The sequence below is a fragment of the Ruegeria sp. CF8 genome (assembly GCF_056537285.1).
The window spans coordinates 34,557-46,992 of sequence record NZ_JBQFRG010000013.1 but is presented as its reverse complement, the minus strand read 5'-3'; the positions used below and the strand labels follow the sequence as shown (position 1 = coordinate 46,992).

At 55.9% G+C, this 12,436-nt stretch carries 12 protein-coding genes; 6 read left to right on the top strand and 6 right to left on the bottom strand.

Translation table 11 applies throughout. The annotated features are described in order from the left end of the window. Positions 1-5: 5 nt before the first annotated feature. The 3 genes from ACR0EV_RS22115 to ACR0EV_RS22105 all read left to right on the top strand — a co-directional run bounded on the left by ACR0EV_RS22115 (position 6) and on the right by ACR0EV_RS22105 (position 3,257). Positions 6-680, top strand: a complete 675-nt coding sequence (locus ACR0EV_RS22115) for a TIGR04283 family arsenosugar biosynthesis glycosyltransferase (protein ID WP_480802069.1) — start codon at positions 6-8, stop codon at positions 678-680. An 867-nt stretch (positions 681-1,547) separates the two neighbouring features. Beyond that, positions 1,548-2,318 carry an alpha/beta hydrolase gene (locus ACR0EV_RS22110; RefSeq protein WP_480802068.1) on the top strand — a complete coding sequence of 257 codons (771 nt, stop codon included), beginning with the start codon at positions 1,548-1,550 and terminating at the stop codon, positions 2,316-2,318. Between the two features lie 99 nt (positions 2,319-2,417). Beyond that, on the top strand, positions 2,418-3,257 hold the full coding sequence (locus ACR0EV_RS22105) for an EamA family transporter (RefSeq protein WP_480802067.1): 840 nt from the start codon (positions 2,418-2,420) through the stop codon (positions 3,255-3,257). A 15-nt stretch (positions 3,258-3,272) separates the two neighbouring features. Here the strand turns inward: ACR0EV_RS22105 and ACR0EV_RS22100 are convergent, their stop codons facing one another. Continuing rightward, complete coding sequence (locus ACR0EV_RS22100) at positions 3,273-3,554, bottom strand: DUF1496 domain-containing protein (protein WP_480802066.1); 282 nt, start codon at positions 3,552-3,554, stop codon at positions 3,273-3,275. Between the two features lie 218 nt (positions 3,555-3,772). Here ACR0EV_RS22100 and ACR0EV_RS22095 point away from each other — a divergent pair, with 218 nt between their 5' ends. Further along, positions 3,773-4,384 (top strand): hypothetical protein, encoded by a 612-nt coding sequence (locus ACR0EV_RS22095; RefSeq protein WP_480802065.1) that lies wholly within the window; start codon positions 3,773-3,775, stop codon positions 4,382-4,384. Positions 4,385-4,471: 87 nt separating this feature from the next. Here ACR0EV_RS22095 and ACR0EV_RS22090 read toward each other — a convergent pair whose 3' ends face one another. The 4 genes from ACR0EV_RS22090 to yghX all read right to left on the bottom strand — a co-directional run bounded on the left by ACR0EV_RS22090 (position 4,472) and on the right by yghX (position 9,431). Further along, positions 4,472-5,428 carry a UDP-glucuronic acid decarboxylase family protein gene (locus tag ACR0EV_RS22090; RefSeq protein WP_480802064.1) on the bottom strand — a complete coding sequence of 319 codons (957 nt, stop codon included), beginning with the start codon at positions 5,426-5,428 and terminating at the stop codon, positions 4,472-4,474. Between the two features lie 287 nt (positions 5,429-5,715). Next, entirely contained in the window at positions 5,716-6,243 is a 528-nt protein-coding gene (locus ACR0EV_RS22085) for a hypothetical protein (RefSeq protein WP_480802063.1), read from the bottom strand. Positions 6,244-6,316: 73 nt separating this feature from the next. After that, the gene (gene parE / locus ACR0EV_RS22080) at positions 6,317-8,275 is read right to left on the bottom strand and encodes a DNA topoisomerase IV subunit B (RefSeq protein WP_480802062.1); all 1,959 of its coding nucleotides are present in this window, start codon (positions 8,273-8,275) and stop codon (positions 6,317-6,319) included. Positions 8,276-8,516: 241 nt separating this feature from the next. After that, a complete protein-coding gene (gene yghX / locus ACR0EV_RS22075) occupies positions 8,517-9,431 on the bottom strand; it encodes a YghX family hydrolase (RefSeq protein ID WP_480802061.1) in 915 nt (304 codons plus the stop codon). Between the two features lie 362 nt (positions 9,432-9,793). Here yghX and ACR0EV_RS22070 point away from each other — a divergent pair, with 362 nt between their 5' ends. Further along, positions 9,794-10,402, top strand: coding sequence for a carboxymuconolactone decarboxylase family protein (locus ACR0EV_RS22070; protein ID WP_480802060.1), 609 nt, complete (start codon positions 9,794-9,796; stop codon positions 10,400-10,402). Between the two features lie 13 nt (positions 10,403-10,415). Here ACR0EV_RS22070 and ACR0EV_RS22065 read toward each other — a convergent pair whose 3' ends face one another. Beyond that, entirely contained in the window at positions 10,416-11,294 is an 879-nt protein-coding gene (locus ACR0EV_RS22065; RefSeq protein ID WP_480802059.1) for an alpha/beta fold hydrolase, read from the bottom strand. Positions 11,295-11,416: 122 nt separating this feature from the next. On the opposite strand from ACR0EV_RS22065, the gene ppk2 reads away from it, so the two are divergent. Then, on the top strand, positions 11,417-12,340 hold the full coding sequence (ppk2, locus tag ACR0EV_RS22060) for a polyphosphate kinase 2 (protein WP_480802058.1): 924 nt from the start codon (positions 11,417-11,419) through the stop codon (positions 12,338-12,340). The last annotated feature ends 96 nt before the right edge of the window (positions 12,341-12,436 follow it).

Here is a 12,436-nt window from a genome sequence, read left to right as displayed (position 1 = left end):
CAGACGTGCCAGCCCCGATCTCTGTTGTTGTTCCGACCCTGAACGCTGCCGATGCCTTGCCCGAATGCCTTGGGGCATTGATGGAAGGGCTGCACGCCGGGCTGATCCGGGACCTGATCATCAGCGATGGGGGGTCAACTGACCTAACACTGGAGATCGCAGAAGAGGCCGGAGCAAAGGTTGTCACAGGAGCAGCGTCGCGTGGCGGGCAGTTGCGTCGGGGCTGCGCCGAGGCCGGTGGAGATTGGTTGCTGATCCTGCATGCAGACACTGTATTGGAAAGTGGCTGGAGCGAGGCGGTGAGCGCTCATCTATCCAGCAGCGGACCTGCGGCCTTTCGGCTGGCGTTTAATGCGCGAGGGGTCGCACCGAAATGGGTCTCGGGCTGGGCCAATCTGCGCAGCCGGGTTTTCCGGTTGCCCTACGGGGATCAGGGACTTTTGGTGCCGCGTGATGTCTACCATGCCGCAGGCGGCTATCCGGACCAACCTTTGATGGAAGACGTCGCCCTGGCGCGTCGTTTGCCCCGGATCACACTTTTGGGTTCGCGGGCCTTTACGAGCGCGGAGCGGTATGAGCAGGCGGGCTGGATTCGGCGGGGTAGTCGGAATCTTTGGACTCTGCTGCGTTATTTTCTGGGGGTGGATCCGCAGGTGTTGGCACAGGCGTATCGGCGATAAGTGTTGTACGCAATTCCACCACCGATTTTCCCAAACGGAACGGGGCCGCAAAGCTGACAAGGCACAAAGCTACGATTTGCAGAACCAGAATATGGGCGTTGGCCTGCAAATATTCCCATTCGTCTTTCAATTTGCCGACCTGTTCGATCAGATCATCATAGCTTTGAGCCAGGATCAGGTAGTCCCCGGCAATGGCGGGTACTTTCCGACGCATGTTGTCGATAGCGGTCTGCGTTTCGTCGTCCAGAGAGGTGAAGACCAGAAACTGGTCGATGTCGAAGGCGTCGGCCTGCGCGGCGGCGCTGCGCATTTCATCCATGTCATCCTTGGCCTGACGTCCGAACAGGAAATGCAAACCCTGCAATGGGGCGACTTCGTTTGTCACGGCAATGAACAGCGGCAGTTCTGAATTGCTGGCAGTTGAAGCCGAGAGGAACTCGACCTTGTCGCATAAAACGGCTGTATCCGGGTCAAATGCCGGATCGCAAAAGCGTAGGCGAAACCTTGCAGCGTCGCGATCAAATGCCAGAGTGGCCGCATAGGCGACATCGATCTGACGATCCAGCCGAGAGCTATCGGAGGTGTAAAGCCCGGCCAAAACCGCAACCAATGCCCCGATACCGCCCAGCACCACCCAAACCAGATCGGCCAGTTTCCACGCCCGATGCCCGGCCGGTTTGCGGAACAGAAACGCCGTGCCGATTGAGCCTATCACAAAAAACAGGATCAGCAGGGGCAGTTGGTTGTCGGTCACAAAACTCATAGTCCCGATCTTAGGACCTGACCTGCGTCCTGCAACAGGGATCACGGGCAGTTGTAACATCTTACCGGATGCTCATACTGATCAAGGAACCACAGGAGATTTCGATGACAAAAGAAATTGTTCTGATTCATGGGGCATTTGCCGGACCCTGGTGTATGCAGGGTTACGCAACTTTCTTTCGGGATCGAGGCTGGACTGTACATACTCCAGCCTTGCGTCACCATGGCGGTGATCCGAAAGCCGACCCTGACCCTGGGCTGACCGAGACCAGCGTTTTGGATTACACCAATGACATAGCGGAATTTGTGCAGGGTCTGGACAGCAAACCGGTTCTGCTGGGTCACGCCATCGCGGGTGTTGTTGCACAGCAGGTGGCTGCACGCGGTTTGGCCAGTGCTATTGTGTTGATTAATCCCAATGCACCCTGGGGCACTTTGCCTGAAACCGACGACGAGCGCGCCGTGCCGCGCGCTTTGATGGAAGGAGGGGCGTTCTGGAAACAGCCCATGCGGGTTGAGTTCGACCTGATGGCGCCCTTCGCGCTTAATAAAATGGACGAGTCACAACAACACATCGTGTTCGATCAACTGGGTGCCGAAAGCGGGCGCGTGATGTTCGAGATGTTTTTCTGGATGTTCGATGATCATCAGGCGATTAAAGTCGATTTCGACAAGGTCGACTGCCCGGTTCTGGTTGTGTCTGGAGCAGAAGATCGGGCGGTAAACCCGGACACCTGCCGCGCCCTGGCAGAGCGTTACGGAGATCGCGGAACTCTTCTGCTGGTTCAGGATCACGCGCATTTTCTGTTTATGGAACCCGGCTGGCAAGGGCCGGCGGAGCAAATCGAAAGCTGGCTTGCTCAGCAGCCTGTGTGAAACCGGGTTGACAAAAATCAGTCTTTTGGCCGAGATCGCGCCAAGTGAATAGGGCCACTGACCCTTTTTGCGCAAAATATCTGCGGGAAAGGTCCAGGCATGACCCTGTTTGTCATCCTTATCATTCTGTCTGCGGCATTGCTGCATGCGGTCTGGAACGCAATCGTCAAGACAGCGGCGGATCGCACGACGATGTTGGGCCTTGTTGCTTTGGGCCACGTGTTGCCAGCGGCCGTGATGGTAATGCTTCTGCCATTGCCCAGTGCTGAAAGCTTTATCTACATCCTGCTCTCGACCGTTGTGCATTTCGGGTATTACTTCATGCTGGGTAAAGCCTATCAGCATGGCGATCTGAGTGTGGTCTACCCCATTGCGCGGGGCATCGTTCCGGCGCTGGTTTCGCTTTGGGCGATGGTTCTGGTGGGGGAGGTGCTGCCATTGCAGGCTTGGGGTGGAATTGCCCTGATCGCATTTGGCATTCAGTTGAGCAGTTGGAAGGCGCTGCGCTCGGGGGTTGGACGCAGCGCGCTGGGCTTTGCGCTGGGCACAGGGTTCTGCATTTCGATCTACTCGGTAGTGGATGGGATCGGCGTTCGGCTGTCAGGCAACACGCTCAGCTATTGGGCCTGGGGGGCGTTCCTGCACCTGTTCATTGCGGGTTTTGTTGGGGTCAGAAAACGCGAGACCCTCAAAGACCTGCCGATCAGAGTATGGATGACTGGAATTCTGGGCGGTCTTGTGTCGATGACGGCCTATGGTCTGGTTCTGTATGCCAAGAACTTTGCCCCACTGGGCGCGGTCTCGGCGCTGCGGGAAACCTCAGTCATCTTTGCTGCGCTGATAGGGTTCATCTTCCTCAAGGAAGGCAATTGGATACGACGGCTGGGTGCCGCCGTACTTATGGCCCTAGGCGTTGCCTTGATCGGGCTCGCCGTCTGATCGCGTTGGCGAGCCTTAGTTGTTGGTCGAGAACGTGCTCTGCGGTCTCCATTTCAGAGTGCCGTCATTGTCGCGGTGGCACCGTAGCAAGCGCTCCTGAACTGTACTGATCGTCGAGGTGACGGTGTTGTCACCGACCATCAGGACAAACGCGTCCTCGGAATAGGCCATGCCATCGTAATAGCAAAACCGGGTCTCGGCGCCGTCTGGAATAGGGGATGCAGTACTGAGCATCTGCTGTGCGGGGGCGTGTGAGGCCACCAGGGTCAGGGCCAGCCCGAAGGTTAATGCTTTCATGTCGTCCTCCCGTTCGAAAGTCTGTTTGTGGTCAATTTTGGTTTCGTATGCTTGAAACTTCCAAGATCGATTTTGGATTGCTGATTGAAAGTAAGTGTGAACGAGATCAACGGGTTAGGCAACAAAAATCCACGTATACACAGCGGATGGAAAAGGTGAGTTTTTGAGATGAGCGATACTGTGATATCACTGAAGCATTATTTTGGGAGATTAGAGACATGTTTAGACCACCCGTGGAAAAAATATTGGAAGTCATGAAGGATAAGGGCTTTGCAGTTTTTGACACACCAGCAATTGACTGGAATCTCAACATCGTGGGCATTCGGACGCGACCGGTTTCGCCAAAGAAATTCGACGACGTCATGACGGTTTTTCACCGTTTCTTAGGTGTTTGGGATATTGCTTACTATCCGATTACTGCCGATCCCAGCAATCATTACCTTAAGAAGCCGATAAACTCAGACGGAACGGCTATTCTGGCACCGGGTCAATACCGTTCTTGTTACAAGATCGATATACACAAAAGAGGAAAGCCCGGTGGTCACAAGGCGATGTGTCAGCGATTGGGCGATGTGACGGTCTTTCGTGACAACAATCGCGACGGCAACCTTAATCTCGTTAATCCTCAAAGTGGGATGTTCGGTATAAACCTTCATAAGGGGCCAAAAAATGGCGACCATGATACCACGAACTCGATCTATTCGGCCGGGTGTCAGGTATTTGCAGACAGCCGGCATTTTGCCGAGTTCATGCTGAAATGCGAGGCGGGGCGGGACGCATTCGGCAACAAGTTCACGTATACGCTTCTGGATGAAGCGGATTTTGACTAATACCTACCCACGGCTATGTCTGGGCCGGAGTCTGGTGGCGAACTATGCCTCGACCCCGGTCACGACTGTATTCTGCACACCGATGGCCTAAGCCTGCAACTCTCTGAAATAGCTGATCGTCGCCGCCAACCCTTCCTTTAGCTGCACCTTGGGTTCCCAGTTCAGCACGCTCCGCGCCAGAGTGATGTCGGGCTGGCGTTGCTTGGGGTCATCCTGCGGCAGGTCCTTGAAACTGATCGGGGTGTCGGTGCCCACAAGCGCCTGCACTTCGCTGGCCAGTTCGTTCATCGAGAATTCATTGGGATTGCCCAGATTGACGGGGCCGGTGACGTCCTTGTCGGTGTCCATCAACCTCATGAAGCCTTCGATCAGATCATCCACATAACAGAACGACCGGGTCTGTGTGCCATCGCCAAAGATCGTGATCGGCTCACCCGTCAGGGCCTGCATGATGAAGTTCGACACAACGCGCCCATCAGCCGGATGCATTCTGGGGCCGTACGTGTTGAAGATGCGGGCCACCTTGATCTCTAAACCCATCTGCCGGTGATAGTCGAAGAACAACGTCTCGGCGCAGCGCTTGCCCTCGTCGTAGCACGAGCGCGGACCAACCGGGTTGACGTTGCCCCAATAGTCTTCGGTCTGCGGATGGATGGTCGGATCGCCATAGACCTCAGAAGTCGAGGCCTGAAATATCTTGCATTTCAGCCGCTTCGCCAGCCCCAGCATGTTGATCGCGCCATGCACGCTGGTCTTGGTCGTCTGCACCGGGTCGTGCTGGTAATGAACGGGCGAGGCCGGGCAGGCGAGGTTATAGATCTCGTCGACTTCCACAAACAGCGGGAAGGTCACGTCGTGGCGCATGAACTCGAACCGCGGGTTGTTGTGCAGATGGTCAATGTTGCGCTTGGTGCCGGTGAACAGGTTGTCGACGCACAAAACCTCATGCCCCTGATCCAGAAGCCGGTCGCACAGATGCGAGCCCAGAAACCCGGCCCCACCGGTTACGAGAACACGTTTTCGACTGTCATAAAGGCGGGCCATTGCAAATCCTTAATCGTTAAATCCAAGCCAGCTTGTCACAGGGAAGCCGGGTCTTGGTTTGATTAGTAAACTGAAGATGTTTGAATTGCAGTAGATTTTGGTTTTTTGAGGGCGCGTGTGGTGTGGGTGCGTCTTCCTATCCATCCAATGCTTGATGCAGGGTGTCAAACACGCGCCAGACCCGCCCCACAGGGCGCGAGGGTAATTGGGGCCGCTCGGAATGTAAGTTTGCCAGGCATGCTGTTTCAGTTTAATTAGCGCGTTGGCAGCTGCTCGTTTCTAGTGCTCTATAAGCGTTGCCAGAATTGAATAGCTTGATCGATAATCCGTGGATTTAGCAGAGCAAACGTTGTTGCGACGAGTACTAGAAAATACTCAATTACAAAGCTTCTTAATCGAGATAAAGTTTTGACTATAAATTCGGCAATACTTTCTTGGCGTTGTCGTTTGAAATCCTCCTTATGGTGTTCGTACTCCCAAGACTCCAAACCGCCAAGGGGGTCTTCGTGTTCATAATTCGGATCTAAGTCCTTGTGATCATTCATTCTTTGTATGCTTGTCAGTGAGCGTTGCTTCCAGCGCACATTCATCTCCGTAAGTGTGTTGGAGATTGCCTGTGAAGCAGCTACTGCGCAGTGAAGAATAAAGATGAAAAAAAGAAGTAGAGTAACAAGCTGCCCAAAGGCTGCCAAGTCTGCCTGTACCACGGCTATGCGAAGCCCGAAGATGGACATTTCGCTACTCAAAAGTTCCGCATTTGCTACCGCGAAGGTAAAAAAAGTGCTAAAGTAAAGAGCCTTTCGAGTTTTGGTCAAGTTTTCGTGTTCAATAGCGGAAGTTAGGGGCACGTTGCTAAATTCTTTCCAAAATAGCTTCTTAAATAGAAAATTATACGTCCAACTCCTCAACAAACCGCGCGTTCTCCTGAATGTATTGGAACCGCAGTTCGGGCTTTTTGCCCATCAGGCGCTCGACAAGGTCGCCGGTCTCGCCGGGTTCGTCCTCATCAATAGTGACCCGGATCAATTTCCGGGATTTGGGGTCCATTGTGGTCTCTTTCAGGTCTTTGGCGTCCATTTCGCCCAGACCCTTGAAGCGCGAGACGTCGATCTTGCCCTTGCCGCCCAGACCTTTCTCAAGCCACTCGTCGCGCTCGGCCTCATCTAGGCAATAGACCCGTTTGGCGCCTTGGGTCAGGCGGTAGAGGGGCGGGCAGGCGAGGTACAGGTGGCCCGCGTCGATCATCGGTCGCATCTGGGTGAAGAAGAACGTCATCAGTAGCGAGGCGATATGCGCCCCGTCCACATCCGCATCGGTCATGATTATGACCTTGTCATAGCGCAGGTCGTCGACATTGAACTTGGTGCCAAGGCCCACACCCAGCGCTTGGGTCAGATCGTTGATCTCGGCGTTGGTGCCCAGTTTCGAACTGGCCGCGCCCAGCACGTTCAGGATCTTGCCGCGCAGGGGCAGCAGGGCCTGCGTTTTGCGGTCCCGGCCCATTTTTGCAGACCCGCCCGCAGAATCGCCTTCGACGATGAATAATTCCGTGCCATCGCGTGTTGAACTACTACAGTCCACCAGCTTGCCGGGGAGACGAAGTTTCTTAGTGGCGGACTTGCGTTGTGTTTCCTTCTCGGCCCGTCGGCGCAGGCGTTCCTCAGCCCGCAGGATGAGGAAATCCAGGATCGCGCCGGCGGATTTCGTGTCGGCGGCCAGCCAGTTGTCGAAATGGTCGCGGACCGAGTTTTCGACCAACCGTTGCGCCTCGACCGTGGCCAGGCGGTCTTTGGTCTGGCCGACGAATTCCGGTTCGCGGATGAAACAGCTGACCAGCGCACAGCCGCCGGTGATCAGGTCGTCGCGGGTGATCTGCGCGGCCTTCTTGTTGTTGATCAATTCGCCATAAGCCTTGATCCCCTTGAGGATCGCGGCCCAGAATCCCGCCACATGGGTGCCGCCTTCGGGGGTGGGGACGGTGTTACAGTAGGACTGGATGAACCCGTCGCGCGAGGGCGTCCAGTTGATCGCCCACTCGACCTTGCCGGGCGTGCCGAATTTTTCGTTGAAGTCCACGGTGCCCGCAAAGGGCTGCTCGGCATAGGTGGACGAGCCGTTCATCGTCTCTTTCAGGTAGTCTGACAGACCGCCGGGAAAGTGGAAGGTGGCCTCGGTCGGTGTTTCCCCGTCGTCGATGGCGGATTTCCAGCGGATTTCCACGCCCGAGAACAGGTAGGCTTTGGAACGGATCGATTTGAACAGCCGTGCGGGTTTGAACTTGTGGTGGCCGAAGATATCGGAGTCTGCGTGGAAGGTAACGGTGGTGCCGCGTCGGTTGGGCGCTGCGCCGATCTTCTCGACCGGGCCAAGCGGAACACCCCGCGAGAACCGTTGTTCGAACAGCGTCTTGTCGCGCGCCACTTGCACGACCATCGAGTCGGACAGCGCGTTCACCACCGAGGCACCTACCCCGTGCAGACCGCCCGAGGTCTGATACGCCTTGCCCGAGAACTTACCACCCGCGTGCAGGGTGCACAGGATAACCTCAAGCGCGGATTTGTCGGGAAACTTGGGGTGCGGATCAATCGGAATGCCGCGCCCGTTGTCGCGGACCGTCAGGGCGTAGTCCTCATGCAGTTCAACCTCGATCCGGTTGGCGTGGCCTGCGACGGCTTCGTCCATCGAGTTATCGAGGATTTCGGCCACCATATGATGCAAAGCACGCTCATCCGTGCCGCCGATATACATGCCGGGGCGTTTGCGGACCGGTTCCAGCCCTTCGAGCACCTCGATCGAGGAGGCGTCATAGGTATTGGTCGCTTCGGGCGTCAACAGATCGTCTGGCATATGGGCTGCTCTTGTTTTTGAGTTTCCCCCATTATGGCAGGTGATGTGGTCCGGGGGAAGAGGGACGCGAGGTGTTGTGGAAGGTTTGGGCGCGCGACCAAGCAGAAACACTCTCTGTGCTTGCGTCGTAGAGGATTTCGTTCGTCGATTTGGTGGTCGACGAAGCTGTCATCATCGGTCCGAGCTTAAAGCTTGGCACGCAGAATGGGTCGCGCCCGGTTCTTGGTGGGCGCAAACCGGCTCAGCCCGCAAGATATGTTCTGAACCAAGCCACCATGCGTTCTTCAGCAAGCTTTGCCGCAGCCTCGTCGTAACGCGGCGTTGTATCGTTGTGGAAGCCGTGGTTCACACTTGGATAGATGTAGGCCTCGTAAACTTTGTCGTTTTCCACCATTTCCTTTTCAAACGGAGGCCACATCGCATTGATGCGTTGATCGAGCGCGGCCAGCTGAACCATCAGCGGCGCTTGGATGTTGGGCACTTGGTCAGCGTCTGGAAACGAGCCGTAGAACGGAACGCCTGCTGACATTTCCGGGTAAGCGGCTGCCAGCCTGCTGACCACTCCGCCTCCGTAGCAGAATCCAGTTGCCCCCACCTTACCATTTGTTCCATCCAACGACTGAAGATACTCAAAGCCTGCGAAGAAATCGTTCAAGAGTTGCCCCTGATCAAGCGTGCGCTGCATCTCCCGACCTTCATCATCGGTTCCCGGATACCCTCCGAGTGAGGACAGCCCATCCGGACCCATCGCAACGAAGCCTGCCTTTGCGAGGCGACGCACCACGTCCCGGATGTAAGGGTTCAGCCCGCGGTTTTCATGAACGACAAGAATCGCGGCAGGTGGTCTGTCAGGGTTTATTTCAGTTGGCCGGACGAGATAAGCGGTAATGTCACCAGTGCCGTTCGGGCTCGGATAGACGATATCTTCACCTACAATATCGGGGTCGTCCTCAGCCACTTGCTGCGCAAGCGCGTAATTTGGCGAAAGCGTGCTGAGAATAGTCGCCGCCGTCAGCCCGCCGACGGCCCATTTACCAGCGCGATCGAGAAATTCGCGTTTCGAAATCTTGCCATGCGCGTAGTAGTCGTAGAGATCTAAAAGGTCTTGGTCAAAGTCCGCCGCCGTCAGCCGGCGGGATGGCGTTGAATCGTTCATCCTTAAACTCCCAGTGCTTCTGCGTGATGCTGTTTCGTGTTTGCGATCGCCCATGGTTACCTTTTGCCAACCCTGCAGGGATCTGAATTGTTGTTCGCTGCTTAGTAGATAACGAACTGCCGTCTAAAAGAACGTACCATGCGCCTGTTCATTCAAACAATAAGTGTTTGCCCGGGTGAACGCCGGGCCACGCAAAGAGAAGTCAATTTACGTGCGTAACTTAGGGTCAAAACGCGCAGCAGTGCGGCGGACTTTATCGACGGCTTTGGGCTCTTTGCTGACGCTCGTAGAATTTGTCTCGCCACCGCCCCAAAGCGCCCATAGTCTCTGGGCGTCAAGAAAACACCATAACAGGACCCCAAATGAGCTGGATCAAAACCATCCCCTTCGCTGAGGCCACAGGCAAACTGAAGAAACTCTATGACCGGGTCACCGGGCCAGACAACAATGTGGACAACATCATGATGGCGCACAGCCTGCGGCCGCATTCGATGGAAGGCCACATGGCGATCTACAAGGCGGTGCTGCATCATTCGGGCAACAAGATCCCGAAATGGTTTCTTGAGGTGCTGGGCGTGTGGGTCAGTTCTTTGAACCGGTGCGGCTATTGTGTGGAACATCATTTCGCGGGTTTGCAGCGGTTGCTTGGCGATGAGGCGCGGGGCAATGCGATCCGGGCGGCGATTGAGACGCGCGATCCGGCTGCCGCCCCGTTGGATGCAGCGCAAGTGGTTGCCATGATCTATGCCCGTAAACTGACCGAAACGCCCGGCGACATGGTTGAGGCGGATGTAATCGCCCTGCGCGAGGCGGGATGGGACGACGGAGAAATCCTTGAGATCAATCAGGTTGGTTCGTACTTCTCTTATGCAAACCGGACGGTACTGGGGTTGGGGTGTTCAACCGATGGCGACGAATTGGGTTTATCCCCGAACAATTCTGACAACCCCGACGATTGGGGGCATCGTTAAGAGACCATACAGGTCAGGCCGTTTGGACCCAATCCAGAATGGCCAGTGCAACGTCCTGCGGTTTTTGGTGATGCAGCCAGTGATCAGTTTCAGGGATCGTGATCCGGGTCAGGTTGGGCGCGAAGGTTTCCAAGCCTTCAGTTGCCTCGGGCAAAAGGGCTTTGTCATCCGGTCCCCAAAGCAACAGATGCGGGCATCGGACATGCAGCCGATCCAGTGGCAGATCCGGCAGGTCTGTTGCGGGAAGCCCCGGCTGTGCGACAACCAGCGGAGAGGCGCGATACCAGTTCAACATCGCCTCTAACCGTCCGGGTCGCGCCCATTCGGTCCGGTATTCGGCCATGCGGCTCTCGGTCAGCCAATCCAGTCCCATGCCGTGGCGAAAGAACCTTTCGAGCAATGCAAAGTTGTTTTCAGACAGTTTTTGCGTCGCATCGGGCGCCCGCAGTTGGTTTATGTATTGCGAGGCTTCTGATTGCGCACCGCCTGCGGCCATGGCGCGTTGAAAGGGAACTGGGTGGACGCCGTTTGCAATGATAAGCCTGTCCACCAGATCAGGGCGGAACATGGCAAGGCCATAGGCCACCGATGCACCCCAATCATGGCCCAGCACAGCCAAAGGTGCACCGTGGGTCTCAATCAAAGCGGCCATGTCGGACACCAGTTGGGACAGGGCATAGTTCTGTACCCCTTCAGGGCACCAGCTTTGGCCATATCCACGTTGATCCGGGGCGATGCAATAGAAGTGATCCGCCAGATGTGGAGCGAGATCCGCCCAGGCGCCCCCGTATTCCGGGAAACCATGCAGCATCAGAAGCGGTGGCGCATCAGGGTCGCCCCATGTTCGGAGGCAAAAGGACTGATCATTCAGATCGGTGAATGACGTGTGCATTGGAACCTCTGATCCAGAGTGGAATTTTTGGGTTTTTGAGGCATCAATTTGACACCAATCAAAGCGCATTTGCGACCTTTCTGCTAGCCCTCATTCAGGACAGTTGAAAAAGGATAAGATGTATGGAAGCCATTGCTCCGGTCGAAGCAAAACCCCCTCAGATCAAAGTCGTAGAGGCCAAGGCAGCAAACGCGGCAGAGCCCAGCCCCGAGAAGATCCGGCAGGCGTTCGAAAGCGGAAAATACCCCTATGGCCGCAAGATGGCGCGGTCGACCTATGAGGCGCAGAAGGCAAGTCTGCAGGCGGAGCTTTTGAAGGTTCAGTTGTGGGCGCAGGATACGGGGCAGCGGTTTGTTCTTCTGTTCGAAGGTCGCGATGCCGCTGGCAAGGGTGGCACGATCAAACGGTTCATGGAGCATCTGAACCCGCGTCAGGCCCGTGTGGTTGCACTGAACAAACCGACCTGGGAAGAGAAGGGGCAATGGTACTATCAGCGCTATGTTCAGGAACTGCCGACTGTTGGCGAAATGGTGTTCTATGACCGGTCCTGGTACAACCGCGCGGGTGTCGAACGGGTGATGGGGTTCTGCTCGCCCAACGAGTATTTGGAATTCATGCGTCAGACGCCGGAACTGGAACGGATGCTGGTGCGCTCGGGTATTCAGCTTTACAAGTACTGGTTCTCGGTCACGCAGGAAGAGCAACAGCGCCGCTTCAAAAGCCGCGAGACCGACCCACTGAAGCAGTGGAAGCTGTCACCGATCGACAAGGCCAGCCTTAGCAAATGGGACGATTATACCGAGGCGAAAGAGGCGATGTTCTTTTACACTGACACCGCAGACGCGCCCTGGACGATCATCAAGTCGAATGACAAGAAACGTGCGCGCCTGAATTGCATGCGTCATTTCCTGTCGACGCTGGATTACCCGGGCAAGGATTTGAACGTCGTAGGGGACCCGGATCCATTGATCGTTGGTCAAGCCCATCACGTCATTCACCGGTCCGAGCATATTCTGGGCGCAACATTGCATCCGGATGCCCGCTAATCCGCAACGCGCCCGTTTTCACGGTGAGGCGGGCGCCATAGTCTCATAGTGAAATTTTACTGATCCGCTCTTGTCCCGCGCCAAACCCGAGCATAT

Coding starts and splice junctions, on each gene's coding strand:
- ACR0EV_RS22110 (WP_480802068.1), top strand. CDS start 1,548: ATGACAAAAGAAATTGTTCTGATTCATGGGGCATTTGCCGGACCCTGG.
- ACR0EV_RS22105 (WP_480802067.1), top strand. CDS start 2,418: ATGACCCTGTTTGTCATCCTTATCATTCTGTCTGCGGCATTGCTGCAT.
- ACR0EV_RS22100 (WP_480802066.1), bottom strand. CDS start 3,554: ATGAAAGCATTAACCTTCGGGCTGGCCCTGACCCTGGTGGCCTCACAC.
- ACR0EV_RS22095 (WP_480802065.1), top strand. CDS start 3,773: ATGTTTAGACCACCCGTGGAAAAAATATTGGAAGTCATGAAGGATAAG.
- ACR0EV_RS22090 (WP_480802064.1), bottom strand. CDS start 5,428: ATGGCCCGCCTTTATGACAGTCGAAAACGTGTTCTCGTAACCGGTGGG.
- parE (WP_480802062.1), bottom strand. CDS start 8,275: ATGCCAGACGATCTGTTGACGCCCGAAGCGACCAATACCTATGACGCC.
- yghX (WP_480802061.1), bottom strand. CDS start 9,431: ATGAACGATTCAACGCCATCCCGCCGGCTGACGGCGGCGGACTTTGAC.
- ACR0EV_RS22070 (WP_480802060.1), top strand. CDS start 9,794: ATGAGCTGGATCAAAACCATCCCCTTCGCTGAGGCCACAGGCAAACTG.
- ACR0EV_RS22065 (WP_480802059.1), bottom strand. CDS start 11,294: ATGCACACGTCATTCACCGATCTGAATGATCAGTCCTTTTGCCTCCGA.
- ppk2 (WP_480802058.1), top strand. CDS start 11,417: ATGGAAGCCATTGCTCCGGTCGAAGCAAAACCCCCTCAGATCAAAGTC.